Consider the following 24,596-nt stretch of genomic DNA (forward strand, 5'->3'; position numbering starts at 1 on the left):
TACCAAGGGAGGCACCAGCCTCCCTTTTACTTTTCTGCCTCTGCACAGCTTTCCTGCAAAATTCTTAACACGGTTTCTGCGCCGCTGCGGTTCGGGTTGATGCGGATCATCCGCTTTTCCAGCTCCGGCTCAGACTGTCTAAAGGTCCCGGAAAGCCGATAAAAAAGCGGCGGGATTTCATACTTAGATTCTGCGCCTACCGGATAAGGTAATGCACCCAGCTTTTGTGCGGCGGCCAACACTTTTTCGGCAATCGGTCGATGAAACTCCACCAGCAACACCTTTGACTGCGCATTGGCGATAAATGTACTTTTAACCTGAGGCACAGCGCCCTGAGACAATAACGCAACCAGCTCATCGTTCACCTGCGCCTGAACGGCATGCATCACCGGGGCGAAGACTAACCCGCGCAGCACCTCCATAGCCTGGAAACCCTGTACCTGACTGCCACCGGAGTACATGCTCTGACGCACAGCCTGAACGGCTGATTTATCACCGACCACAACGCCAACGCCCACCGGGCCGAATAGCTTAAAGCATGAGAAGGTCGACAGCGTGGCTCCGCACTCGCAGCCGATGTTGTCGACCTTCATCACCGCATAATTATCGTCGGCCAGCGACGGCAAAGCGTGGCGATTAAAACAGGCCACCACATCAGCCAATGAATAGGCGTCATCCAATGTCTGGCGGGAATGCTGAATCAAAGCTGCAGCCGGACGATGAGCCGCAATAGCGGCTTCCACATCATTTAACTTATTGAAATCTGACCGAATCAGCTCCAGCCCCATCTGTTCGGCGATAACCGCCGTGGTTGGGTACAGCGGAGCCTGATGAATCAGCAGCTTATCGCCAGCGTTTAGCAATGCCGCCAGCCCGCTACGAATAGCCCCGGTGCCGGCTCCCTGCACCAGCGCGGCGGCTGGCGCAGAGAAGAAATCAGCCAGAACGGCCTCAACCCGCTGCGTGGTGTTGGGCTGATTCAGACCGGGCACCAGGCCGACATCCCCCAGGCTCAGAAAATCAGCCCCAGGAAAATGCCGGCAGATGATATCCACCAGGGCGAACTGCTTCTGCTGGGCCTGAGCCAGGCTCAGGCTTTGCAATGGCCAGCTTTCCACATAACCCCCTTAGGCCGGGATAAACAGGCCGCAGAAGAACAGAATATTCAACACAATGCCGGTTATCATCACCGCCACAACCGGCGCGGCCATTTTCTGCACCGGGCGACCCAGCGATTCGTTCAGGAAGTACAGCGCTGTCGCAATGGTGAAGCCGGTATAACCCGCCATTTTGATGGCGGCAAAGATAGAGCCAATCAGCAGCGCCATCTCCATCAGCATGTTCATCGCGTTGCGGATGTTGTCCGAGGCGTTACGCACCGAAGGATAGCGGCCCAGCCATTTCCCGATAGAGCGCAGCAGCAGGACTTCAGCCGAAATCACCAGCGCCCCGACCACAAAAGCGAGTAGCGGGTTAGCAATCAGGTAGCCGACGGCGAATACAAAGGTGAACCCGGCCACGGCATAAACGCCGGTCGCCAGCGCCGTCGTGGCAATCATCGGCACAAAACCCAGGCCACGCATAAACTCAGCCAGTGCGGCCTGATCAATCAGGCTTTGAGACTGTGTCGGATCCAGCCCAATTTTGTAGGCTTTTTCCAGCGTAAAGATGGAGACCTCGCTGCCCGCAAACAGCTTCATGCTGGCAACGGTGGCGATCAGCCCGCCAACGATGGCAATATACGGCAAATTCTTGATAATCCTGGACGTCCGTTCTTCAAACACCGACTGCCCGTGAGCATCGTGTTCATGTTTATCCCGGGAGCGCAGATCCTGAAAAATCGCGATCGCCAGCAGCATAATCATACCCACGAAAATCTCGATCGACTCCGGGTTAAGCTGCGGGAAGAAACGCACCACCAGCACGCGGGTCAGCAGTACAACCACCGCCGCGAACAGGCTGTTCTTCCAGCCAAACTGGTAGAAAATCGCAACCAACGGGAACAACGCAAAGGCAGATACCACCGGAGAACTCAGCTCACCCAACGAGCCGAGAACATCTACCGGCAGCGCGGTCAGCAGGTGGTTCACCGGCACAAGGCAGGTGAGGATCAGAATCCCCCAGACGGCACCCAGCCCAAACGCCAGCACGCTGTTAGCCGCCAGCACGCCGAGAATGTCGGTCGGCAGGAACAGCAGCCAGCTGTTGAGCAGGCCGGTTTTCAGGGTGAAGGAGATCCCGACGGAGGCCACAAAGCCAATGCTCAGGCCAAAGGCGATACTCCCCGCTTCACGGCGGTTCATATTGCCTTCAATAAGCTGCGGCAGAATAGGTCGAATCCCGTCATGGAACACCGCCGCGGAGCGGTGCGCCAGCAAAGCCGTCATCCCGGTCAGCAAGGCAACAACAACAAGGTGAAGGTAAAATTCCATACGGATGCCTTTATTTTAAATGGTTAACCAGCAGCGGGATGGCGTGCTCGATATGCTCAACGGAGAGACCAAACGCCACTTTGCCTTCTGAAACCAGACGGGCAATTTGCTCTTCTTTCGCTTTAATGCCGGGCTTAGCGATGGTGCAGCTGCGGTTGTAGCCAATCACCGCGATGGCGATAGACAATGCCGCACCTGCCCCGGTATTACAGGCCCCAATGTAGTAATCAAGCTGGCCGGATTTCACCTTCAGCGCGGCGTCCATGTCGTTATAGATAAACACTTCGAAGCTGCCCGGCGCGGCGGTTTCGATGGTTTGTTTGATGAGTTCGCGCTGTAGGCCAGCGACACCGATCTTTTTCATGGGAAATCCTTACTTATAAAAGACAGAGGGGTTGTCACGTAACATCAAATCGACGTCTGGCTGGCTGAAACCGGCCTCCAGCAGCATCGGCACAAACGTGGTAAGCAAATAGTCAAAACCTGGCCCGCCGTTCGCTTTCAAATGGGAGCGACGAGTAATGTCCATCGACAGCATAACGTGGTCGAGCAGCCCGCGATCTCTAAGCGCGCTCAGCATCGCAATGCGTTTTTCGTCCGGGTAATAGCTGTTTTTGCCGATGGTATCGAACTGGACGTAGGCGCCCTGATCGATCATCCGCAGGATGTTGTCCAGATTGTCTTTCAGGTCGCAGTGCCCGACGGTGACGCGGGAAAGATCCACGCACCATGACTTCAGAAGCGCCAGTTGCTCAAGGCCCATGGTGCTGAATGACGTATGGGTTGAAATCGGCCTGCCGGTTTCATGATGCGCGATGGCTGCCGCCTGGAAAACTCGCTTCTCCACCGGGGTGATAACGTCCACGCTGGAGCCTATTTCCGCGATGATTCCCGCTTTTAACGCCGTGCCGTCGATGCCAATTTCTATTTCATCGATCATCTCCTGCGCCAGCACTTTAACCGGCGTGGTGGCCACGTGCGGCGGGAAGAAATCGTGCTGGTAGTAACCGGTGCAGGCCATCACGTTCATTCCGGTATCACGGATGATATCCAGCAGGAACTGGGGGTTGCGCCCCATGTAGCGGTTGGTCATTTCAATGATATTGCGCACACCCTGCGCGTAGAGTGACTTCATTTCACCGCAAATCAGCTCGTACTGATCCAGTCGGCAATCGATGTTGTCCTTGAAGCTGGAAAGATCGATATGAAGATGCTCGTGGGCATAGGTATAGCCCGATGGATCGATATGCTTATACCCCGTCATGATTCACTCCACCTGTTGAAGAGACATTCAGCAGCGGCAGGAACGACGTTCCGTTCTGCGGCGCGGCTGCCCTAAAAAAGTCACAAACCGTGGCGCCGACATCAGAAAGCGTAGCGCGTGCGCCCAGATAAGTGCCTGTTATACCGGGCTGCCAAACCAGCAACGGCACGTTTTCACGAGTGTGCTTGCTGTGGCCAATCGTCGGGTCGTTCCCGTGATCCGCCATGACGACCAGGCAATCCCCGACCTGCATATCGGCCATCAGCAGAGCCAGGTTTTTGTCTACCAGCTCAAGCCGCTCGGCATAGCGCGCAACGTCTTCAGCGTGGCCCGCCAGATCGGTTTCCTGAATGTTGGTACAAATAAAGGCGCTGCCAGGTTTATTCAGCTCATCCCGGGTGATATCAAGAATGCGCTGCGAGTCGACCAGATTCTGGTAGCTGATGCCGTGCGGGTTAATCGCAATATCAGCCACTTTACCCACCAGCACGGTTTTAACGCCGACCTGATGCAGCTGCTGTGGAGCCTGAACGCTGGCATCCACGCCGTAGCCCATATGCACCACCTGGAACCCACTTTTGTATACCCCGGAACGCGGGGCGTTAATGCCGACATAAAGCCCCTGTTTCTCTTCCGCGGCGTTAATCAGCTGCTCGCTGCTCTCAAGCAAGCCACCAAAGGCAATGACCCGACCCACTTTGACGCAGCGGCGCACGACTTCGCCAATGGCGCGTACCTGCTCAAACGGTATGGTGCTGAGATTGGCGCTGATGTTAAACACCTGTCCAAGATCGGCCTCAAGGTTATCTCCCACGGCGACAGCCTGGTTTACCCACAGAAACTGCAGCTCGCCACCTCTGCGTTCAACCTGCCAGCCAGCGTCAGCCAGTTCACGTTCTACGTCGTCGATCACTGCAGAAAACGGCATACGGAGTGGCGTTTGTGGCCTTGTGCCCAAAATTTCCTGGTGCCCCATAAAAGTGTCCCCGCCTTCATGCTGCAGTGCGGCTGTGCCATACGCGGCATCGGCGTTCGGCAGCATCACATTGGCCGTAAAGCCCAGCGCGTTAATCAGGCCCAGTTTCTCCAACGCAGGCAAACGCAGGTCGGGAAAATGCTGCAGGATATGTCCGCAGGTGTTCGCGCCTATGTCCTGCGGCCTGACTTCCGGTACATCATCCATCGCGCCCACGCCGAAGCTGTCTATGACCAGCACCAGAAACTTACTCATGTTGACCTCCTGGAATCGGATGCCCAAGGCTGTCGTACAGCGCCTCGAGCACCGGGTTCCCGCTCTGGATGCCGGACACCAGCGCCACATCGCTGCGGGTGACAAAAATCTGCGTGCGGAAGCACATTACCACCGGGCTGCCAACGGGATAGCTGCCCTCCAGAGCCAGGTGATAATCAATGCTGGTGTTGTCTGGCGGCAGCAATCGCGCCTGCTCAGGCTGCACATCGCGGCTGAACACCAGCGCATTCTGCGCATGGCCGCGACGATAATATCCCCCGCCGAAGCAATAGCTTTTGCCCTGAAACTGATGGGAAACTTCTGTCAGATAGAGCATGGCAATCGCCTCGGGCTGATCGCCATGCTGGTTCGCCGGAATGGTGCCGGTCAGCGCGTGGCCCGGTTCGGCATGAGTTACCCCGTGCTCGGCCAGAATGGAGAAAGTGCTGCAGCTTGAGGCCGACGGCGCGTTGATTTGCTCGATCTCAATCCCCTGTTCGTGCAGCAAGTCCCGCGCCTTCAGCAGCGTGATCAAGTTGCGGGTTGGCTGCGTCTGTTGCTGCTCTTCGTTCCAGAGCAGACAGGGGAAATGCGTCAGCCCGGCAAGCCGAATGCCCGGCATTGCGCGAATGGCACGTACCACGTCGTCCAGCTCATCGAGCGGAAAACCGGCTTCCTGGCCCGGGTAAAGTCGGTCGTACTCGGCGAATACCTTCAGCATTACAGCCTGAACACGCCCGCTCGCCAGCGCGGCATCGGACACTTCGCGGGCTTTTTCCAGCGAGAAAAGCGTGATGATTTCCGTCTCGCCGTTAACATTCTCTTCGACCAGGGCCACCGGCACCTGCACCAGATGGCCCACATGTGAGACGGGCACATTGGCTTCACGCAGCGTGCGGGCTTCTTTAAAATCAACGGCCACGGCGCCTTTAAAGCCCAACTCAATCAGCCTGTTGGCAAGCCAGGGATTACGCCCGATTTGCTTGGTCATAAAGTAGAGCGTGATGCCGTGCTTCTGCGCGGCCGCGAGCAGTTTCCGGCCGTTCTCCAGAACCTGATCGACATCGATAATCCAGGTATCGGGAAGTACCGCGCCCTGCCGCCAAAGCGTTCTGGCCGCATCAATCAACGCCGGGTTCTGTGCCTTGAGTGCCTCAATAAACATGCCTTGCCTCGCGACCTGATAAATAAACCTCTTAAATAATCATTTTTTTGAATATTTAAGCTAAGAAAAAACGCTGCAAATAAATCCGTTAGCTCTTATGAATCAGCCACAGGCTGAAGAGGTTAGCCAGCAGATACCCTTCTTCGTTCGGATGCAGCTGCACGTTGAACGGCGCCAGCAATGCGTGGTGGGCTTGCTCAACATCACCAAAGACGCTGTCGGTTTTAATCTCCGCCAGCAGCTCTTCATCCAGTGGGTTTACCTCTTCCCCACGACGGCTGCGCATCAGCGCGTTAGCCATGTGGGTGATCGCCATTGCCCCCTGATCGTTCTGCAGCGGAATAGCCCAGTGGGTCTCCAGCTGCGTCACAACCACTTTCATGCCATCACAAATATCCCGGTCGATGACGCCTGCCTCGCAGAGCAGATTGAGCCGGTCTTCCATACTGATTACCTCTGTCAATAGCTTGGTTCCTGTTCACCGTTCAGCACGCTTTGCTGATGCGCCAGCAGGGCATTCTTATCCACCACCGTTCTCAGCAATTGCTGAATAGGGATATCTTCACTTCGCGTCAGCACCACCGCTTCCGACGCCGTCAGGAAGCATTTGTCCCCGCTTAACGGGAGGGCGGTCAGCCCCAGTGCCGTCAAATCGGCTTCGTTGCTGACGTTCCAAATCACCGCATCCACGCTGCCCTTCGCGATTCTGTGCAGACACTCGTGGTACGACACATCAAGCAATTCCACATCCTGCCCGGAGAAATAAACATCCGTCATGATGCGCTGATCCGCCGAACGAGGATCAATCCCAATACGGCGGATGCTCTCCTGCTGCCCGGCGCGGCAAATCAGCTTGTGCTCGCCCACGTAAGTGTGCGGCCCCAGCGCCAGCGCGATAAAAAGATCCGGGTTGCTGAGGTAGCTGTCCGCTGCCAGCCTGGACACGACGGCCAGGTCATAAACGCCATTCAGCAGACATTCCACGCGAACATCCGACCCACGCATATGGGCATAATAAAACGGGATCCCGTCAAACTGCGCCTTCAGACCGCTGGCAAGCCCTTCATAAAGCCGGGTGTACGGCAGCGGCATAGCACACACTACATTGCCGATGTCCGCGAACGCCAATAGGGCTTTGTTATCCATGCTCAGCAGGTAGCTGCCGTTGCGGCCACGGCGCTCAACGCTCACGGCCCCGGCCTTCTCCAGCGTCTTCAAAGCGGCCTGCGTCAGGCCAACGGAAAAGCCGCATTCACCAGCTAATTCATCTATGGTTTTCAGCCTGTTACCACATTTCTCACCCAGTAAATAACGGGCCAGGCTGGACTGGGCAACGCCCTCTTTTTTAATAAAGCTGCGGCTCATCGGTTATCTTCAATTTATTGAATGAATATATCTTCATAAAATTGAATATAGATGGCAAAGGGGAAAATGACAAAAGGAGAATGCAGTCACAAAAAAGAAATAACCCGCCAGGCGGCGGGTTATTCATAGGGAAAGATTATGGATGAGCGACGAAACCGATCGCTTCGTAGACCTTTTTCAGCGTCTCACCGGCGCGGGCGCGGGCTTTTTCAGCGCCCTCTTTCATGACCTGCTGCAGGAAAGCTTCGTCGTTACGGTAACGGTGATAGCGCTCCTGAAGCTCGGTCAGCATACCGGACACGGCTTCCGCCACTTCGCCCTTCAGATGACCATACATCTTGCCTTCAAAGCTGGCTTCCAGCTCAGGAATTGCTTTGCCGGTGACGCCGGAAAGAATGTCCAGCAGGTTAGAAACACCCGCTTTCTCTTTCACGTCGTAGCGCACCACAGGCGGCTCTTCGGAGTCGGTTACCGCACGCTTGATCTTCTTCACCACGGATTTCGGATCTTCCAGCAGGCCGATGACGTTATTGCGGTTATCGTCAGACTTGGACATCTTCTTGGTCGGCTCCAGCAGGGACATCACGCGGGCACCGGACTTAGGAATAAATGGCTCAGGCACTTTGAAGATGTCGCCGTACAGCGCGTTGAAGCGGCTGGCCACGTCGCGGCTCAGCTCCAGATGCTGTTTCTGGTCTTCACCCACCGGGACCTGGTTGGTCTGATACAGCAGAATGTCTGCGGCCATCAGCACCGGGTAGTCAAACAGGCCGGCGTTGATGTTTTCTTCATAGCGGGCAGATTTGTCCTTGAACTGCGTCATGCGGCTCAGCTCGCCGAAATAGGTGTAGCAGTTCAGCACCCAGCCCAGCTGCGCGTGCTCCGGCACGTGGGACTGAACAAAGATGGTGCTTTTTTTCGGGTCAATGCCACAGGCCAGATACAGCGCCAGAGTGTCCAGCGTCGCTTTGCGCAGCGCGGTCGGGTCCTGACGAACGGTGATCGCATGCTGGTCAACGATGCAGTAAATGCAATGGTAATCATCCTGCATGTTTACCCACTGACGCAGCGCACCCATGTAGTTACCGATAGTTAATTCGCCTGACGGCTGGGCGCCGCTAAATACGATGGGCTTACTCATGTTCTGCTTCCTGATTTGCTAAAGGTGGTAGCCCGAAAGCGGGCAATAAGTCTTCGAAACGATCGAACACAACGTCCGGGTTGCTCAACCCAATCGCTTCGCCATAGTTATAGCCCCAGGTCAGGCCGACGCTTGGGCAGCCGGCCGCCTGTGCAGCCTGAATGTCATTACGGGAATCGCCGACAAAAAGCAGCTCATCCGCCGCCAGCCCCAGGGTTTCCATGACTTTGTACAGCGCTTCCGGGTGTGGCTTTTTCTCTTTCACATCGTCCCCGCCGATGATGGTCTGGAAATAATGGGCAATGCCCAGATCTTCCAGCAGCGGCGTGACAAAAGGCGTGGGTTTGTTTGTGACGACGGCGAGCGGCAGGCCTTTTTCTTTCAGCGCAGCAAGCGTTGCGGCTACGCCCGGGAACAAGAAGCTCCCCTCTTCCACCGTTTCAGCATAGAAGCGATCGAACAGTTTGCGCGCCATATTCAGCTGGGCGAGGTCGGGTTCTTTATCTTTAAGCGACCACTTAAGCGCCCGCTGCATCATAATATCTGCGCCGTTGCCGATCCAGGTGACAACGCGATCTTCGCCGGCCACAGGCAGTTCAAGCGCATAAAGCGCCAGATCAACGGCCTGACTCAGGCCAAGCGCCGTGTCGATGAGCGTGCCGTCGAGATCGAAGGCAACACCCCGAATTTTTTGAAACTTATCCATGACTTACCTTAGCCAGTTCAGAACGCATGCGGTCAACCACCGCTTTATAATCAGGCTGGCCGAAAATAGCGGAACCTGCAACGAACATATCCGCACCCGCGGCGGCGATTTCCGCAATGTTGTCGGCTTTGACGCCGCCATCCACTTCAAGGCGAATATCATAGCCGGAGGCATCAATACGTTCGCGAACCTGGCGCAGTTTTTCCAGCGTGTGTGGAATAAACGACTGGCCGCCAAAACCAGGGTTGACGGACATCAGCAAAATGACATCCAGTTTGTCCATGACGTGATCCAGCCAGGAAAGCGAGGTCGCCGGGTTCAGCACCAGGCCCGCTTTACAGCCGTGTTCTTTGATCAGTTGCAGAGAGCGATCGACATGTTCAGAGGCTTCAGGATGGAAGGTAATAATGCTGGCACCGGCCGCGGCGAAATCAGGAATGATGCGGTCAACGGGTTTCACCATCAGGTGAACGTCGATAGGCGCAGTGATACCGTAATCGCGCAGCGCCTTAAGCACCATTGGCCCCATCGTCAGGTTAGGGACGTAGTGGTTGTCCATAACATCAAAATGGACGACGTCACCACCTGCGGCGAGTGCTTTAGCCGTATCCTCGCCCAGTCGGGCGAAGTCGGCAGAGAGGATTGAGGGGGCAATCAAATACTGTTTCATCCGCTTCTCCAGGAGTCATTCATCTTTCGGCGGCGGGCGAAACGGCTCAGGCAACCTTCGCTTTATAAAGGGCCAGAAGTTCGTCCACCTTGTTACGTTTACCACCGTTTCGGCTGATGCTGCGGCGAACCTGCAGCTTATGGAAATCGGTGGCGTTCTGATACCACTGGCGAGTCAGCTCGGTGTCATGATTAGAAATCAGCACCGGAATACTCTGCTCCCGCAGCCTTTCAGCCAGCTCGGCCAGGTGCTGCTGCTGCACCATACTGAAGCTGTCCGTGTGATAAGCGGTAAAGTTGGCGGTGGCGGAAAGCGGCGCATAGGGCGGATCGCAATACACTACGGAACCCGCAGCAACGTTTACCATGCTGACATCATAAGACTGGCAGACAAAAGTGGCATTTTTAGCCCGTTCGGCAAAGTTGTACAGTTCCTCTTCAGGGAAGTAAGGTTTGCTGTAGCGGCCAAACGGCACGTTAAATTCACCGCGCAGATTATAACGGCACAGGCCGTTGTAACAATGGCGGTTGAGGTACAAAAACAACACCGCGCGCCGGAATTTGTCAGTGCTTTGGTTAAACTCAGTGCGGCAAGCGTAATAAATCGCTTCCTCGTTTTGCGCTTTGGTAAAGAGCGAACGAGACTCCCGCACGTACTCATCTGCACGGTTTTTGACAATGTCGTAGAGGTTAATCAGATCGCTATTGATATCGGCGAGGACGTAGCGTGAGTAGTCGGTATTAAGAAATACCGACCCCGCGCCAACAAAGGGCTCAATCAGACAGTCGCCTTCCGGCAGATGCTTTTTTATGTCGTCCAGCAGGGGGAATTTCCCCCCTGCCCATTTCAGAAAAGCGCGATTTTTTTTCATGCTGTCTTACTATTTACACCTTATCCAGCTGTGGAAAGGCTCCGACAGCGACTGCGCTTATTTTCACTTGAGGTCAGACTGCACCTGATGAATAGGTTTTGCCCACGGATTCTTAGCCTGAACGTCTGCCGGCAGGCTTGTCACCGCGCGTTTTGCATCGTCTTTCGTGGCATAAACACCGCTCACCAGCACGAACCATGGCTGGCCGTTACGCTGAGTCTGGTAAACCATATAGTGCTGCAGATTCTCTTTTTTCGCCCACGCATTCAGGTTTGCGGAGTTTGAAGAAGAGCTCAGCTGCAGCGTGTAGTGGCTGCCTGGCGCACTCTTAATGGCGCTAGCATCCCCCGTTACCGTGCTGCCAGTGCTGGCCGTCGCTGCAGCTTGCGGTGCTGCTTTTGGCGCAGTAGATGCTGTCGCTTTCGGTGCCGGGGTTGAAGTAGCTGCGCTGGTTGATGGTGCAGTGACCGGAGCAGAAACCACCGGGGCAGGTTCGCTACGTTTCACCGTTGCCACTGGTTTGCTTTCAGCTTTCACCTGCGGTTTAGGCTCGGCTTTACGCACAGGCTCAATGACCGTTTTCTTGCGCTCAGGACGAGATTCAACGGTGCGGGTTGGCTCCTGGGTACCGGCCAGCTTACGCGGTTCGGTTTTGCTGCCAGCGATTGGCGCGACGGTAGCGGGTTCAGTTGGCAGCATGGAATTGCTCACCACGTTGTCAATCTGGCCCTGTTGCTGAGGCTGAGTCAGGGCGTTATTCAGGTTTCCAGGAACCTCAACGCGCTGCTGCCCTTCCGGCTGCGGCTGCGTCTGAGCCTGGGTTGGTGTAGAAGAAATAGGTGGCAGGGAAACATCCTGCGGATTCTGCTGGCCAGCCGCTGGGGTATTCCCTGACTGTGGTTGATCGGCAGGTGCCGCACCGTTCGAACCGGAGAGATCGATGCTCTTCTCCGCGCCTGGTTTTTGCTCGGCAGTATCTGGGGTAGATGAAGGTGCTTTCAGGGCTGAACCGATGCCGATGATAAGCAGCAGCAGGACCAGAATCCCGACGCCCATCATGATGTGCTGACGAGAAGCAGGTGCTTTCTGTTTTGCTGCCTTTTTACGCCCACGCGCCGGACGAGACTCTGCGGCCAGGCCGTCATCACCTTCGTACTCTTCCTCAACCTCTTCTTCACGCTCACGGCGTGAACGAGAAGGACGACGATCGTCCGCATCAAGATCGACGTCATCAACGTTGATCTGCGGTTCTTTATCGAACTCGTCAGATTTGCGGGAACGCCCAGGACGACGATCGCTTGGATCGGGTTTCAGCTCGTCTTCTGGTTTAAACTCATCCATTTAACACCCCACTCAAAGGCGTATGCTCATCTCTGCATCACGCCCGAAGTTAAATACTATAAAAATTCTAGTTGTTAAGCCTGCTGGCAATCAGCAATGGCTGACAGAACGACATCGTGCGGTACTCCACCGCGCACTTCACTCTTCCCTATCGCCAGCGGCAGAATCAAACGCAGCTCGCCGGCTAATACTTTTTTGTCACGCATCATGTGGGGCATATACGCGTCAGGGGACATTTCCTGCGGCCCGCTAACCGGTAACCCGGCTCGCACCAGCAGCGCAATCACGCGCTGAACTTCTGCCTCACTGAATTGACCCAGGCGCTGAGCGGTTCGCGCCGCCATCACCATCCCGGCCGCCACGGCTTCGCCATGCAGCCAGTTGCCATAGCCCATTTCAGCTTCAATGGCATGGCCAAACGTATGACCCAGATTCAGTAAAGCACGTAAGCCGCTTTCTCGCTCGTCTGCGGCAACAACTTCGGCTTTCAGCTCACAACAACGACGAATGCAGTACGCCATTGCCTTGCCGTCCAGCTTTAACAATGCGTCGATGTTCTCTTCCAGCCAGTCAAAGAACTCGCCGTCCAGAATGATGCCGTATTTAATGACTTCCGCCAGGCCCGAAGCCAGCTCACGAGCAGGTAAAGTCGACAGGCAGTCGAGATCCACCACCACCGAAGCGGGCTGGTAGAACGCGCCAATCATGTTTTTGCCGAGGGGATGGTTAACGGCAGTTTTACCGCCAACGGAGGAGTCCACCTGCGAAAGCAGTGTGGTAGGGACCTGGATAAAACGCACCCCGCGCTGATAGCTCGCTGCGGCAAAACCGGTTAAATCGCCCACAACGCCACCGCCTAAAGCAATCAAGGTGGTGTCGCGGCCGTGAGGTTTTTCCAACAGCGCCGTAAAGACGGTATCAAGCACCGCGAGGCTTTTAAACTGCTCGCCATCCGGAAGAATGACGGTATCCACTTTAACGCCTGCCTGTTCCAGAAGGCCACGAACCTTGTCCAGATAGAGCGGTGCAAGGGTTTCATTGGTAACCAGCATGGTCTGGTCGCCAGCCTTCAGCGGCCAAAAGGAAGCCGGGTCATTGAATAACCCGGCGGCAATGGTAATAGGGTAACTACGTTCCCCGAGAGTGACTGTCAGCCTCTCCATTACGCGGAGCCCACCTTATTGTTGCTTTGCCCGCAGGCGTTTCTTGATTAAGCCAGAATCAGTTGCTTTCCAGCATATGAATGATCTGGTTTGCGACCACTTTGGCGCTTTGATCATCAGTGCGAATTGTGACATCAGCAATCTCTTCATACAGCGGATTGCGTTCACCTGCCAGCGCTTCCAGAACTTCACGAGGTGGAGTCTCAACCTGCAGCAGCGGACGTTTTTTATCGCGCTGAGTACGTGCAAGCTGTTTCTCAATCGTGGTTTCAAGGTAAACCACTACGCCACGGGCGGAAAGACGATTGCGGGTTTCACGAGATTTCACAGAACCGCCACCGGTAGCCAGCACGATGCCCTGTTTTTCAGTGAGTTCGTTGATGATTTTTTCTTCGCGATCGCGGAAGCCTTCTTCGCCTTCAACGTCGAATACCCAGCCCACATCAGCTCCGGTACGTTTCTCAATCTCTTGATCAGAATCGAAAAATTCCATATTGAGTTGCTGAGCTAACTGACGCCCAATAGTGCTTTTGCCGGCACCCATAGGCCCAACCAGAAAGATATTGCGTTTCTCTGCCATTTTTTCGGTACTACTAAGACAATTCGTTGATGATAAACCCGCCCGGTAACAACTTGCTGCGGCGGGACATGAACTGAAACCTCATAAGCGTGAGTTCGAGAATCAGACTAAAAATTATCTCAACACTCAAGGGGGTTTGGCAACCGAATAAATCACCTGGCGCCCAGCTTGGGACGAAAACCGTGCGCCAGCTTTACCGGCCGCAGGCTCTCAATACCCAGCCTCCCGAAACGGTACACCTTGTAAGCTAATTCCTCTCTGCCGTCAAACACCTGGGTGCTGTTTGGCAGAAAAACCCGCAGGCGGAAGAGGAAACACGCTAAGGTAATGCAATCAACCTGGGCGTAATGAACACGACCAATTCCCGACGTTGGTGCTTTTTCCCGTCGTGCCGAAACAATTGGCCGATAAAAGGAATATTTCCCAGCAAAGGAACGCTATCCCTGGTGTGGTTGTTCTGCTGCTGGAAGATTCCGCCTAACGCCAGCGTCTCACCGTCCTTCACCTCGACCTGCGTTTCAATCTCTTGCTTATCAATGGCAAGTGCTTCCCCATCTGCGTGCTGGATGCTGCGTCCTGGCATATTTTGGCTGATGCGAAGCTGCAGGCGAATGGTTCCGTGGTGACTTATCGTCGGCATGACCTCCATACCCAACACAGCCTCCTTAAATTCCACCGACGTGGCTTCATTTTTGCCATTAGAGACTTGATAGGGAATTTCAGTACCCTGCTTGATGCTGGCAGACTGTTGGTGTGCGACCAGCAAGCGTGGGCTGGCGATGATTTCCAGCTGTTGCTGCTGCTCCAGCGCGCTGAGCTCAAGCTCAAGCATACGGCCGTTGATCCGGCCAATATTAAACCCGACCGTTGTGGTTGCCGCGTTTACGGCTAACTCACTTGAGACAGTTGTGGTTTGGTATAACCCGGATGCCGTCTCACCTACCGGGGCGCTCCACTTCACGCCAAGCTCTCGCAGCTTATCCTGGTTGATGGTGACAATATGCGCGGACAGCTCGACCTGCCCCATAGAAACATCCATATCTTTAATCCAGGCCGCAACACGCTTTTGCGCCTGCTGGCTGTCGCGCACCACCAGCCGGTTTGTGCGTTTATCCACGGTAATGCCGCCCCTGGGCCCAAGCAGTTTTTCTTCGTTAGCTTTGATCCCCGCGGCAAGGTCGGCAACTTCAGCATATCGCGGCGTATAAACCGCTTGTACCAGCGGCTGCTCAAGCGCTTTTTGCTTACGAGCGGCCTCTTGCTGAGCGCGCCGTTGCGCCGGATCCTGTTTCTGCTGGATTTGAAGAATATTGCCCGTCTTCGACGAAGTCAGGTTTGCTAATCTGAGTACCTGTTGGAAAGCCTGCTCCCAAGACACATCGGCCAAACGTAGCGAGAGATTCCCCGTCACCTCAGGCGCAATCATCACGTTAAAGTTTTGCTGCTCGGCCAGCGCCTGCAACACCTGTACGACAGGCGTTTCATCTAGCGTCAGAGTGACGCGATTATTCGTCCACGCCGTCAGGGGCATCAGCATCAGTACGCCTGCCACGATGTACTTTATCATTGACTCTTCCCTCTATTTTCCAGTGGTAGTAGCGTCCTTCGCAGGCGCCGTTGAGCGAAACTCTCATCTGCCGCTCAAGAAGCGTGGTCACCTGTACACCAGGCTCCAGAAACAAACCTTCTTTTACCCTTTGCCAGCGTTTCCCCGAGAATTGCATTAAGGCAATACTTTCTGCAGAGCCAGTCGGGTAAAACACGCCGCGTAACTGCCAGCCATCAAGCCGCTTAAGCAGCGCTTCACAGGGTGATACGGGTAAAAGAAAAGGATTACGCGGTGACGACTGCAGAGGCGGGCTGAGTGCGGCCAGTAACATCCAACTAGCGGCTTTCATCGATAAACTCCAGAGTAAGCAAAACCCGCACTTTTTCCCCGGCCTCACTCAAGATAAACGCCGGTATCTTCAGGCTTGAATAGCTGGTCAGTTCCTTAAAAAGGGGCGGCACGTTGGGCCAGGGAAGCAGCATTTCCAACACGGAATGTCGCGGTTCAGGCCGCCACGTCACCAGTCTCCCGCCGGACCGTTTTACCGCAGCCATGGCAGAAAACGTCTCCAGAGGCACCGCATCAGGCAGCGGCTCTGGTTTCGGCAAAACTGCAATTTTCCGCTGCTGCGAGAGCACATGCTGCCAGCGCTGCTGGTTGTGCTGTTCCTTCAACTGCAATTCCTGTCGCAGGGGCCAAACCAGCAGCCATAAGCAGGCTAAAGCGGTTAATAACAGACACACCAACAGGCTCAACACCCGATATGCGACATGCCCGTCAATGAGGCGATCCAGGTTACTGAGCATGTTCGCCATCCGGGGTGTTTAAGGTGAAGGTAAAGACCAGACCTTTGTGTTTTTCATCGCGCAACTCACCGGGCTTGACCTTAAACGCCCCGGGTAAATCAGCCAGAACTGCCTCAACCTGCTCCAGTTCCCGTGCATCTCCCGCTATGCCAGAGATGGTTGCGCTTTCATTTTGCCAGCTAACACTCTGCAGCAAGCTGTTTTCGGGCAAGCGTGAGGCCAGCATATTCAGCACGCTTTCCCAACGTGAAATGTTGCCTTTCCGCATCACCTCCGCCTGCAATATTGCCCACCGCTGCTGGTTATCTTTCAGCTCTGTTAGCTGACGTGATAACAGCGCCTTCAGGGCGGATTCCTGCACCTCATATTGGGTTGTCTGGGCCTGTTGCCAGCGCACTTTCATGGCGAGAAACTGAGTCCAGAGCAGCATCAGCCCCATCATTAAAAGCACGCCACATATGAGAAGGCTGCCCCAAAGTTTTAGCCGATGCCGGCGCCTTAACGGCCGCCACGGCAAGAGGTTAATCAGCGGCATCATTAGCGTTCGGCTCCCAGAGCAAGCCCTAAAGCGAGCGTATAAAGCCCACCGTGACGCGGCAACGGCGGCTGCTGGCGGACAAGGGGTTGCCAGGCATTCAGCCTTTCTGCTCCGGCAGGCCAGGCCCCCTCAACATCGGCATGGCTAAAGGCAATTTCGTCGGTGCTGGCCTCCAACTGCTGACATAGAGCCGGGAAATCCACTGTCTGCCGTTTATCCAGCCAGCCAGAGCGTTCGAGGTTATTGACTGATGCCCACAGCCAGTAGCCCGGCTCTTCATGAACCAGAAAACGACAATGCGCTGGATAGCAATTCTGAGGCAAGGCGCCCAGAATTTTGTCTCCCGACGTTATCGTCCGGGGAAAGAGATTCATGCTGGCAAAAATGGCCTGCAATGCAGCAATATCCGCCTGTTTCGCCGCCGTCACGGAAAATGACGAATCATCCTCCAGGTAGTCGTAGCAAAGTTGTTCCGAGGGCATTTGCAACTGGCGAGCCGTTGCACCCGAGATATACTTCTCTTGAGCCGATTCCTGTAACCGCTGGGGAGGCCTGGGAACCTGGCGTTGCAAAGCCCTCTGTGCAGGAAACCCAACCCGCAGATGATGACGCACGGGGATTTCTTTACGCCATGCGGCAAGTACCTCGCGCAGTGTGTCCGGTTCGGGTAACATGCCGTCCGCAAGTGTTTGTTTCGGGAAAGGTAAATGCCACCAATGGCGCAGCTGCCACCCTTGTCGGTGCCACTGTACGGCTGCGGCACGTATGCCCTCCGCCTGAATATCCAGGCCAATCCGCCAACCAGGAAACATCATGGTTTCGATCTCCTTATCAGGATGATAAACAGCCCTGACCCCGAAACAGTAACGGGTATATCAAAGCTCCTGGCTTGCCTTTATACTACCGCGCGGTTGTTTAGAAACTGCCCAATTGAAACCTGATGGGAAATTTAAGGTGAAGTTCGTAAAGTATTTATTAATCCTTGCAGTCTGTTGCGTTCTGCTGGGAGCTGGCTCGATTTACGGTTTATACAAATACATCGAGCCCCAGCTGCCCGACGTGGCGACATTGAGAGATGTGCGGCTGCAGATTCCAATGCAGGTTTACAGCGCTGACGGCGAGCTTATCGCTCAGTACGGCGAAAAACGCCGTATTCCACTGACCCTGAACCAGATTCCTCCGGTGATGGTAAAAGCGTTTATCGCAACAGAAGACAGCCGCTTTTATGAGCACCACGGCGTTGACCCGGTGGGCATCTTCCGTGCTGCAAGCGTAGCGCTGTTCTCAGGCCATGCTTCTCAGGGCGCAAGTACCATTACGCAGCAGTTGGCGCGTAACTTCTTCCTGAGCCCCGAACGCACCCTGATGCGTAAAATTAAGGAAGCGTTTCTTGCGGTTCGCATTGAACAGATGCTGAACAAAGACGAGATCCTTGAGCTCTACCTGAACAAAATCTACCTCGGTTACCGCGCCTATGGCGTCGGCGCTGCCGCTCAGGTTTACTTCGGCAAAACGGTCGATCAGCTGACCCTGAGCGAGATGGCAGTGATTGCCGGGCTGCCTAAAGCGCCGTCAACGTTTAACCCGCTGTACTCCATGGATCGTTCAACGGCACGCCGTAACGTGGTGCTGTCGCGCATGCTGAGCGAAGGTTACATCAGCCAAAGCCAATACGATGAAGCACGTAGTCAGCCGATTGACGCCAGCTATCACACGCCTGAAATCGCCTTCTCCGCGCCATATCTTTCAGAGCTGGTGCGTCAGGACATGGTCGCCCGCTACGGCGACAAAGCCTACGAAGATGGCTACAAGGTTTACACCACGCTGAGCCGTAAAATTCAGCAGGGTGCCCAGGATGCCGTTCGCAACAACGTCATGGCCTACGACATGCGCCATGGCTACCGCGGCCCATCTAATGTGCTGTGGAAAGTGGGGGAAAGCGCCTGGGATAAGAAAAAAATCACCGATTCGCTGAAAAGCCTCCCGGTTTATGGCCCGCTCTTCCCGGCGGTTATCACCCGCGCCGTACCTGATGAAGCCACGGCCATGCTGGCCGACGGCAGCTCTGTTTCACTGAGTATGGAAGGCATGCGCTGGGCGCGTCCGTATCGTTCCGACACCGCTCAAGGCGCTACGCCACGCAAAGTAACGGACGTGGTACAGGCCGGACAGCAGATTTGGGTACGTAAGGTGGACGATTCCTGGTGGCTTAGCCAGGTGCCCGACGTTAACTCGGCGCTGGTTTCACTCAATCCACACGATGGCGCCGTGCTGGCGCTGGTCGGCGGTTTTGACTTTAACCAAAGCAAGTTCAACCGTGCGACCCAGGCGCTGCGTCAGGTAGGGTCAAACATCAAACCTTTCCTGTATACCGCAGCAATGGACAAAGGCCTGACGCTGGCAAGCATCCTTAATGACGTGCCTATTTCACGCTGGGATGCCGGGGCGGGCTCCGACTGGCGGCCGAAGAACTCTCCGGCCCAATACGCCGGGCCGATTCGTCTGCGTCAGGGGCTGGGCGAGTCCAAGAACGTGGTGATGGTACGTGCGATGCGGGCGATGGGCGTCGATTATGCCGCAGAATATCTGCAGCGCTTTGGCTTCCCTGCAGCAAATATTGTGCATACCGAATCGCTGGCCCTGGGCTCCGCCTCATTTACGCCAATGCAGGTTGCCCGCGGTTACTCCGTCATGGCCAATGGCGGCTTCCTGGTGGATCCTTACTACATCACCAAAATTGTCGACGACACGGGTAATACCGTGTTTGAGACCAAGCCTAAGGTTGCCTGTGCCAGCTGCGATATTCCGGTTATCTATGGCGATACGCCAAAATCAACGGTACTGGAAAACCAGGACGTAGAAGACGTTGCCGTTTCGCAAACGCCACAAAACAGCAGCGTACCGATGCCTCAGCTGGAGCAAGCTAACCGCGGTCTGGTGGCAAAAGCACAGGGCGAGGAGTATGCGCCACACGTGATCAACACGCCGCTGTCTTTCCTGATCAAAAGCGCGCTTAACAGCAACATTTATGGTGAGCCGGGCTGGCAGGGAACCGGCTGGCGAGCAGGCCGTGATTTGAAGCGTAAGGATATCGGCGGCAAAACCGGGACAACCAACAGTTCGAAGGATGCCTGGTTCTCCGGCTACGGCCCGGGCGTGGTCACGTCAGTCTGGATTGGCTTTGACGACCATCGCCGCGACCTTGGCCGAACCACGGCTTCAGGCGCGATTAAAGATCAGATCTCCGGCTACGAAGGCGGCGCGAAGAGCGCCCAGCCAGCCTGGGATGATTTCATGAAAATCGCGCTGGCGGGTGTGCCAGAAGAGCCGATGACGCCACCACCGGGTATCGTCACCGTCAATATTGATCGCAGTACCGGGCAGTTAGCCAACGGCGGCAACAGTCGTGAAGAGTATTTCATCGAAGGTACGCAGCCCACGCAGCAAGCCGTGCATGAAGTAGGCACGACGCTTATCGATAACGGGGAAGAGCACGAGCTGTTCTAACCCAGCCCAAAATAGTAAAGGGCCGCTTAGCGGCCCTTTTTCATTCTTTAGCGGTCAGGCTTTCAGCCTGCCCTGCTGCCTTAACCATTCCCGGACAAGGAACAAAGCGCTGACGTTACGCGCCTCGCTGAAATCATCTTCATTGAGCAAATCCATCATGTTCGCCAGCGGCCACCGTACTTGCGGCAGTTCTTCCGGCTCATCCCCTTCCAGGGATTCGGGATACAGATCTTCCGCAATCACAATGTTCATTTTGCTCGAGAAATAGGACGGGGCCATCGTCAGCTTTTTCAGAAACGTTAGCCGGTTCGCACCAAAGCCCACTTCTTCTTTCAGCTCACGGTTAGCGGCCTCAAATACCGTTTCGCCCGGGTCGATCAGCCCTTTAGAGAACCCAAGTTCATAGGATTCTGTGCCAACCGCGTATTCACGGATTAAGATCAAGTGGTCATCAACAACAGGCACTATCATTACCGCCTCGCGGGAAGACGGTTTCATGCGTTCGTAGACGCGGCGAACGCCATTGCTAAATTCCAGATCCACCGTTTCGACATTAAACAGCCGCGAACGCGCCACGGTTTCGACATTTAAAATCGTTGGTTTTATTAGTGATTTGCTCATGTGGCCGGGTTCAACAGTGAAAGAGGTAAGTTATTGTGCGGTATGCCGCACATATCGTGCAACGAGCATTGGCTATTATTTACATTTTTGTAACGTTTGGCGCGCTAAAACACGTAATTTTACCCGCTGTCAAGGCAGGTACTATTGAATAGGAATTTACTTGTATTTCGGACGAAGTCGCTTTGCTAACATTGTGTTACTGTAAGTCGGTCGCCTTAAAAATAGCTCAAGTTTGCAGCTTTACCTGCCGATAATGACTTCTGACTCCTTAACCATTTGAAAGGCCGATCTTTTGCCGAGTTTGATGAAAAAGACGATTGTTTGATGGGGAAAGCATGAGCACCTTATTATTTCTGTTAGCTGCTATGCTGGCCTGCGCACTGATTGCCGGATGGCTGATTTGGCGAAGCCTGAAGCTACGTGCCCAGGTTTCGCACGATCGTTCCTTCTCCGGTGCCACCACGCGCAAACTAACCCCAGAAGAGCGCGTTGCCGTCGAAAATTATCTCGAGCGTTATTCCCGTTCCCAGGAGCTGATTGGCCCCTCCGGCGCGAGCAATCCACCGCCAAGACTAACGCTCACCGCGCAAAGCAGTACAGTTTTCTCCCTGACCCGGTCGATCACTCGCTACGGCCTCTCTGCCGATGACGCCAATAAATGGCGTTATTACCTTGATTCCGTTGAAGTTCACCTCCCGCCGCTCTGGGAACAGTACATCACCAACGATAACGACGTAGAGCTGATTCGGACGAGCAGCATCCCGCTGGTGATTTCGCTCAATGGCAATACGCTGCAAAACGATACGCTGGATGTGCAGCAGTACGCCCTGGAAGGCTACTCAGGCACTCAGGCCTCCATTCGCGGCGAAGAAAGCGAGCAAATCGAGCTGCTAAACATTCGCCAGGAAACTCAGGAGGAGTATTCCCTGAGCCGCCCCGACGGTGTGCGCGAAGCCGCGCTTATTTGCATCGCTTTTATCATGCTGTTCCTGAGTCTCGTGACGCCGTCGGTGTTCCTGCCCTGGTTAATTGGCGGCGCCGTCCTGCTGATTGCCGCCGGTTTGTGGGGCCTGTTTGCCCCGCCAGCGAAAACGGCATTGCGCGAGATCCACTGCCTGCGCGGCACACCTAAACGCTGGGGGCTGTTCGGCGAGTCTGACCAGGACCAGATGAACAACATCTCCCTGGGCATTATCGACCTGGTTTATCCGCCGCACTGGCAGCCTTTTGTGGCTCAGGATCTGGGGCAGAAAACCAATATTGATATCTACCTTGATCGCCATGTGGTGCGTCAGGGGCGTTTCCTTTCGCTCCATGATGAAGTGCGTAACTTCCCGCTACAGCACTGGGTGCGTAACCTGCTGATTGCCGCCGGCGCGCTGCTAGTCCTGCTGATGATGACTATTTGGGTGCCGCTGGAAATGCCTATCAAGCTTAGCGCCTCATGGCTGAAGGGCGCTCAGTCCATTGAAGCCACCAGCGTTGAGGAGCTCGCTAAATACAAGCTGCAGGTAGGCGATACGCTGAGAGTTAACGGGACGGGGATGTGTAATATTCAAACGCCAGGCGGCTATCATTCGCGCCAAAACTTCCCATTCACGCCATTCGACTGCTCGCAGATTATATGGAATACCGCCCGCCCTCTGCCCTTGCCGGAGTCCGAGATCATGGATAAAGCGGTCGCTTTGACCAAAGCCGTCAGCGGGCAAATTCATCCTCAGGGTGGAGAAGGTGACAGCAAAGTTAACCCCCAGCTCGCGGACGCCATTCAGAAATCAGGCATGGTCCTGCTGGATGATTTTGCCGGGATTGTGAAAAAAACCCAGGCACTGTGTACTGCAGAAGAAGAGTGCGTACGTTTGAAGAATGCGCTTGTGAACCTGGGTAACACCAAAGACTGGGATTCGCTGATCAAGCGCGCGGACTCAGGAAAACTGACCGGGGTGAATGTTTTGCTGCGGCCAGTTAGCGCCGAGTCGCTGGATAATCTGGTGACCACCTCAACCGCCCCCTTCTTTATTCGTGAAACGGCGCGGGCCGCACAGGCATTAAATAGCCCTGCTCCTGGCGGCTATATTATCATCAACGACGAAGGTGGTGATTTTGTGGACCAGCCGCTGCCGCCAATGTCGCTGTATGACTTCCCGGCCCAGGAACAATGGACCGAATTCCAGCGACTGGCGGAAATGCTGCTGCACACGCCGTTCCACGCCGAAGGGATCATTACCGGCATCTATACGGATGCCAACGGCACGCAGCACGTCACCCTGCATCGGATCTCCGACACGCATAGCCTCTGGAGCTACATCGGTATTTCTCTGATGCTGATCGCGATGCTGGCCTGCGCAGCCATAAACGGCGTTCTGGCGGTGTCTCGCTATCGCCGTGCCAGTACGCGACTGGCTGAAATACAGCGCTATTATGATAGCTGCCTCAACCCCACACTGACCCCACCCGCGCCGCTGAAGTAGCCGCTACGGGTAAACTTTGCGTACCGGGTTATGCTACCCTGGTACGCTATTTTCCCTCAATCGAGACTAAAGCTATGTCTGGTGCTATTGCCTGGCAGGACGTGGACACCCTGCTGCTGGATATGGACGGGACCCTGTTGGACCTGGCCTTTGATAACCATTTCTGGAAAAAGCTGGTGCCGGAAACCCTTAGCCTGCAGCGCGGCATTCCGTTGCAGGACGCGTATGAATTAATTTCCAGCGAATACCACGCCGTGCAGCATACGCTAAACTGGTACTGTCTCGACTACTGGAGCGAACGCCTCGGGCTGGATATCTGTGGCATGACTACCGAACAAGGGCCAAAGGCCGCGCTGCGTGAAGATACCGTGCCGTTTCTTGAAGCGGCGAAAGCCAGCGGCAAGCGCCGCATTCTGCTCACCAACGCGCACCCGCACAACCTGGCGGTGAAGCTTGAGCACACGGGTTTGAACGAGCACCTTGATTTATTACTTTCCACCCACACATTTGGGTATCCGAAAGAAGATCAGCGTTTATGGCAGGCGGTAGCCGGGCATACCGGATTCGATGCGGCCAGAACCGTCTTTATCGACGACAGCGAAGCGATTCTTGATGCAGCCGCAACGTTTGGGATTCGCTACTGCTTTGGCGTCCTCAACCCGGACTCAGGTGAAGCAGAAAAAACGTTTGAGCGCCACCCAGGCCTAAGCGATTACCGTAGCCTGATCCCGTCGCTTTCCGCTTAAGGAGGCGCAATGAAAGAAAAAACTGCCGAGGGCGTACGCCTGGATAAATGGCTGTGGGCCGCACGCTTTTACAAAACCCGTGCCGTGGCGCGGGAAATGGTTGAAGGCGGGAAAGTGCACTACAACGGCCAACGCAGCAAGCCGAGTAAACTGGTTGAGCTTCATGCGGTACTCACGCTGCGCCAGGGAAACGACGAGCGCACCGTAACCGTCCTGGGTATTACCGAACAGCGCAGGCCAGCCGCAGAAGCCACTCAGCTTTATGAAGAGACGGCGGAAAGCATAGCCAAACGGGAAAAAGTGGCGCTGGCGCGCAAAATGAACGCGCTGACCATGCCGCATCCCGATCGCCGCCCGGATAAAAAAGAGCGGCGAGATTTGATGAAATTTAAACACGGTGGCGAAGCGTAAATTCGCCGACCAGTAAGA

General features: G+C 55.1%; 25 protein-coding genes. 4 read left to right on the forward strand and 21 right to left on the reverse strand.

Annotation, left to right across the window (positions count from 1 at the left end; all coding sequences use genetic code 11):
• Window positions 1-26: 26 nt before the first annotated feature.
• The 20 genes from F3J28_RS18010 to F3J28_RS18105 all read right to left on the reverse strand — a co-directional run bounded on the left by F3J28_RS18010 (window position 27) and on the right by F3J28_RS18105 (window position 17,637).
• Window positions 27-1,118: a PLP-dependent transferase gene (locus F3J28_RS18010; protein ID WP_166878410.1), complete on the reverse strand. Its 1,092-nt coding sequence runs from the start codon at window positions 1,116-1,118 to the stop codon at window positions 27-29.
• 9 nt (window positions 1,119-1,127) lie between these two features.
• Window positions 1,128-2,432 carry a YhfT family protein gene (locus tag F3J28_RS18015; protein ID WP_166868062.1) on the reverse strand — a complete coding sequence of 435 codons (1,305 nt, stop codon included), beginning with the start codon at window positions 2,430-2,432 and terminating at the stop codon, window positions 1,128-1,130.
• A 10-nt stretch (window positions 2,433-2,442) separates the two neighbouring features.
• Window positions 2,443-2,796 carry a DUF2620 domain-containing protein gene (locus F3J28_RS18020; RefSeq protein WP_038478118.1) on the reverse strand — a complete coding sequence of 118 codons (354 nt, stop codon included), beginning with the start codon at window positions 2,794-2,796 and terminating at the stop codon, window positions 2,443-2,445.
• Between the two features lie 9 nt (window positions 2,797-2,805).
• Window positions 2,806-3,696 (reverse strand): phosphotriesterase-related protein, encoded by an 891-nt coding sequence (locus tag F3J28_RS18025; protein WP_166878413.1) that lies wholly within the window; start codon window positions 3,694-3,696, stop codon window positions 2,806-2,808.
• The gene (locus F3J28_RS18030) at window positions 3,683-4,927 is read right to left on the reverse strand and encodes a phosphopentomutase (protein WP_166878416.1); all 1,245 of its coding nucleotides are present in this window, start codon (window positions 4,925-4,927) and stop codon (window positions 3,683-3,685) included. Before F3J28_RS18030 ends, F3J28_RS18025 begins: the two co-directional genes overlap by 14 nt.
• Entirely contained in the window at window positions 4,920-6,092 is a 1,173-nt protein-coding gene (locus F3J28_RS18035; protein ID WP_166878419.1) for a YhfX family PLP-dependent enzyme, read from the reverse strand. The genes F3J28_RS18030 and F3J28_RS18035 overlap by 8 nt, the downstream gene beginning before the upstream one ends.
• Window positions 6,093-6,180: 88 nt before the next feature.
• A complete protein-coding gene (locus tag F3J28_RS18040; protein ID WP_039298371.1) occupies window positions 6,181-6,537 on the reverse strand; it encodes a hypothetical protein in 357 nt (118 codons plus the stop codon).
• A gap of 14 nt (window positions 6,538-6,551) precedes the next feature.
• Window positions 6,552-7,457, reverse strand: a complete 906-nt coding sequence (gene yhfZ, locus F3J28_RS18045) for a GntR family transcriptional regulator YhfZ (RefSeq protein ID WP_166878422.1) — start codon at window positions 7,455-7,457, stop codon at window positions 6,552-6,554.
• A 136-nt stretch (window positions 7,458-7,593) separates the two neighbouring features.
• Window positions 7,594-8,598: a tryptophan--tRNA ligase gene (gene trpS, locus F3J28_RS18050; protein WP_008457824.1), complete on the reverse strand. Its 1,005-nt coding sequence runs from the start codon at window positions 8,596-8,598 to the stop codon at window positions 7,594-7,596.
• Window positions 8,591-9,304 carry a phosphoglycolate phosphatase gene (locus F3J28_RS18055; RefSeq protein ID WP_008457827.1) on the reverse strand — a complete coding sequence of 238 codons (714 nt, stop codon included), beginning with the start codon at window positions 9,302-9,304 and terminating at the stop codon, window positions 8,591-8,593. The genes trpS and F3J28_RS18055 overlap by 8 nt, the downstream gene beginning before the upstream one ends.
• Complete coding sequence (rpe, locus tag F3J28_RS18060) at window positions 9,297-9,974, reverse strand: ribulose-phosphate 3-epimerase (protein ID WP_039288419.1); 678 nt, start codon at window positions 9,972-9,974, stop codon at window positions 9,297-9,299. Before rpe ends, F3J28_RS18055 begins: the two co-directional genes overlap by 8 nt.
• A gap of 46 nt (window positions 9,975-10,020) precedes the next feature.
• Window positions 10,021-10,845, reverse strand: a complete 825-nt coding sequence (dam, locus tag F3J28_RS18065) for an adenine-specific DNA-methyltransferase (protein ID WP_166878425.1) — start codon at window positions 10,843-10,845, stop codon at window positions 10,021-10,023.
• Window positions 10,846-10,908: 63 nt separating this feature from the next.
• Window positions 10,909-12,186, reverse strand: a complete 1,278-nt coding sequence (damX, locus tag F3J28_RS18070) for a cell division protein DamX (protein ID WP_166878428.1) — start codon at window positions 12,184-12,186, stop codon at window positions 10,909-10,911.
• 74 nt (window positions 12,187-12,260) lie between these two features.
• On the reverse strand, window positions 12,261-13,349 hold the full coding sequence (aroB, locus tag F3J28_RS18075; protein ID WP_166878431.1) for a 3-dehydroquinate synthase: 1,089 nt from the start codon (window positions 13,347-13,349) through the stop codon (window positions 12,261-12,263).
• 58 nt (window positions 13,350-13,407) lie between these two features.
• Complete coding sequence (gene aroK, locus F3J28_RS18080; RefSeq protein ID WP_008457837.1) at window positions 13,408-13,929, reverse strand: shikimate kinase AroK; 522 nt, start codon at window positions 13,927-13,929, stop codon at window positions 13,408-13,410.
• Between the two features lie 319 nt (window positions 13,930-14,248).
• Complete coding sequence (gene pilQ / locus F3J28_RS18085; RefSeq protein WP_166878434.1) at window positions 14,249-15,496, reverse strand: type IV pilus secretin PilQ; 1,248 nt, start codon at window positions 15,494-15,496, stop codon at window positions 14,249-14,251.
• Complete coding sequence (locus F3J28_RS18090) at window positions 15,435-15,827, reverse strand: HofP DNA utilization family protein (RefSeq protein WP_166878437.1); 393 nt, start codon at window positions 15,825-15,827, stop codon at window positions 15,435-15,437. The genes pilQ and F3J28_RS18090 overlap by 62 nt, the downstream gene beginning before the upstream one ends.
• On the reverse strand, window positions 15,814-16,284 hold the full coding sequence (locus tag F3J28_RS18095; RefSeq protein ID WP_166878440.1) for a HofO family protein: 471 nt from the start codon (window positions 16,282-16,284) through the stop codon (window positions 15,814-15,816). Before F3J28_RS18095 ends, F3J28_RS18090 begins: the two co-directional genes overlap by 14 nt.
• Window positions 16,274-16,714 carry a PilN domain-containing protein gene (locus F3J28_RS18100; protein ID WP_166878443.1) on the reverse strand — a complete coding sequence of 147 codons (441 nt, stop codon included), beginning with the start codon at window positions 16,712-16,714 and terminating at the stop codon, window positions 16,274-16,276. The genes F3J28_RS18095 and F3J28_RS18100 overlap by 11 nt, the downstream gene beginning before the upstream one ends.
• Before the next feature lie 107 nt (window positions 16,715-16,821).
• Entirely contained in the window at window positions 16,822-17,637 is an 816-nt protein-coding gene (locus F3J28_RS18105) for a type IV pilus biogenesis protein PilM (RefSeq protein ID WP_166878446.1), read from the reverse strand.
• Window positions 17,638-17,776: 139 nt separating this feature from the next.
• Between F3J28_RS18105 and mrcA the strand changes: the two genes are divergently transcribed.
• Entirely contained in the window at window positions 17,777-20,329 is a 2,553-nt protein-coding gene (gene mrcA / locus F3J28_RS18110; protein WP_166878449.1) for a peptidoglycan glycosyltransferase/peptidoglycan DD-transpeptidase MrcA, read from the forward strand.
• Window positions 20,330-20,383: 54 nt separating this feature from the next.
• Here the strand turns inward: mrcA and nudE are convergent, their stop codons facing one another.
• Complete coding sequence (nudE, locus tag F3J28_RS18115; RefSeq protein WP_166878454.1) at window positions 20,384-20,950, reverse strand: ADP compounds hydrolase NudE; 567 nt, start codon at window positions 20,948-20,950, stop codon at window positions 20,384-20,386.
• 335 nt (window positions 20,951-21,285) lie between these two features.
• On the opposite strand from nudE, the gene F3J28_RS18120 reads away from it, so the two are divergent.
• The 3 genes from F3J28_RS18120 to hslR all read left to right on the forward strand — a co-directional run bounded on the left by F3J28_RS18120 (window position 21,286) and on the right by hslR (window position 24,578).
• On the forward strand, window positions 21,286-23,421 hold the full coding sequence (locus F3J28_RS18120; protein ID WP_166878457.1) for an intracellular growth attenuator family protein: 2,136 nt from the start codon (window positions 21,286-21,288) through the stop codon (window positions 23,419-23,421).
• 74 nt (window positions 23,422-23,495) lie between these two features.
• Entirely contained in the window at window positions 23,496-24,167 is a 672-nt protein-coding gene (gene yrfG, locus F3J28_RS18125; RefSeq protein WP_166878460.1) for a GMP/IMP nucleotidase, read from the forward strand.
• A 9-nt stretch (window positions 24,168-24,176) separates the two neighbouring features.
• Complete coding sequence (hslR, locus tag F3J28_RS18130) at window positions 24,177-24,578, forward strand: ribosome-associated heat shock protein Hsp15 (protein WP_039298413.1); 402 nt, start codon at window positions 24,177-24,179, stop codon at window positions 24,576-24,578.
• The last annotated feature ends 18 nt before the right edge of the window (window positions 24,579-24,596 follow it).

This window comes from Enterobacter sp. Ap-1006 (assembly GCF_011752835.1).
In the GTDB taxonomy this organism is placed as follows: Bacteria; Pseudomonadota; Gammaproteobacteria; order Enterobacterales; family Enterobacteriaceae; genus Cedecea.

Coding starts and splice junctions, on each gene's coding strand:
- F3J28_RS18015 (WP_166868062.1), bottom strand. CDS start 2,432: ATGGAATTTTACCTTCACCTTGTTGTTGTTGCCTTGCTGACCGGGATG.
- F3J28_RS18020 (WP_038478118.1), bottom strand. CDS start 2,796: ATGAAAAAGATCGGTGTCGCTGGCCTACAGCGCGAACTCATCAAACAA.
- F3J28_RS18025 (WP_166878413.1), bottom strand. CDS start 3,696: ATGACGGGGTATAAGCATATCGATCCATCGGGCTATACCTATGCCCAC.
- F3J28_RS18030 (WP_166878416.1), bottom strand. CDS start 4,927: ATGAGTAAGTTTCTGGTGCTGGTCATAGACAGCTTCGGCGTGGGCGCG.
- F3J28_RS18035 (WP_166878419.1), bottom strand. CDS start 6,092: ATGTTTATTGAGGCACTCAAGGCACAGAACCCGGCGTTGATTGATGCG.
- F3J28_RS18040 (WP_039298371.1), bottom strand. CDS start 6,537: ATGGAAGACCGGCTCAATCTGCTCTGCGAGGCAGGCGTCATCGACCGG.
- yhfZ (WP_166878422.1), bottom strand. CDS start 7,457: ATGAGCCGCAGCTTTATTAAAAAAGAGGGCGTTGCCCAGTCCAGCCTG.
- trpS (WP_008457824.1), bottom strand. CDS start 8,598: ATGAGTAAGCCCATCGTATTTAGCGGCGCCCAGCCGTCAGGCGAATTA.
- F3J28_RS18055 (WP_008457827.1), bottom strand. CDS start 9,304: ATGGATAAGTTTCAAAAAATTCGGGGTGTTGCCTTCGATCTCGACGGC.
- rpe (WP_039288419.1), bottom strand. CDS start 9,974: ATGAAACAGTATTTGATTGCCCCCTCAATCCTCTCTGCCGACTTCGCC.
- dam (WP_166878425.1), bottom strand. CDS start 10,845: ATGAAAAAAAATCGCGCTTTTCTGAAATGGGCAGGGGGGAAATTCCCC.
- damX (WP_166878428.1), bottom strand. CDS start 12,186: ATGGATGAGTTTAAACCAGAAGACGAGCTGAAACCCGATCCAAGCGAT.
- aroB (WP_166878431.1), bottom strand. CDS start 13,349: ATGGAGAGGCTGACAGTCACTCTCGGGGAACGTAGTTACCCTATTACC.
- aroK (WP_008457837.1), bottom strand. CDS start 13,929: ATGGCAGAGAAACGCAATATCTTTCTGGTTGGGCCTATGGGTGCCGGC.
- pilQ (WP_166878434.1), bottom strand. CDS start 15,496: ATGATAAAGTACATCGTGGCAGGCGTACTGATGCTGATGCCCCTGACG.
- F3J28_RS18090 (WP_166878437.1), bottom strand. CDS start 15,827: ATGAAAGCCGCTAGTTGGATGTTACTGGCCGCACTCAGCCCGCCTCTG.
- F3J28_RS18095 (WP_166878440.1), bottom strand. CDS start 16,284: ATGCTCAGTAACCTGGATCGCCTCATTGACGGGCATGTCGCATATCGG.
- F3J28_RS18100 (WP_166878443.1), bottom strand. CDS start 16,714: ATGCTGCTCTGGACTCAGTTTCTCGCCATGAAAGTGCGCTGGCAACAG.
- F3J28_RS18105 (WP_166878446.1), bottom strand. CDS start 17,637: ATGATGTTTCCTGGTTGGCGGATTGGCCTGGATATTCAGGCGGAGGGC.
- nudE (WP_166878454.1), bottom strand. CDS start 20,950: ATGAGCAAATCACTAATAAAACCAACGATTTTAAATGTCGAAACCGTG.
- F3J28_RS18120 (WP_166878457.1), top strand. CDS start 21,286: ATGAGCACCTTATTATTTCTGTTAGCTGCTATGCTGGCCTGCGCACTG.
- yrfG (WP_166878460.1), top strand. CDS start 23,496: ATGTCTGGTGCTATTGCCTGGCAGGACGTGGACACCCTGCTGCTGGAT.
- hslR (WP_039298413.1), top strand. CDS start 24,177: ATGAAAGAAAAAACTGCCGAGGGCGTACGCCTGGATAAATGGCTGTGG.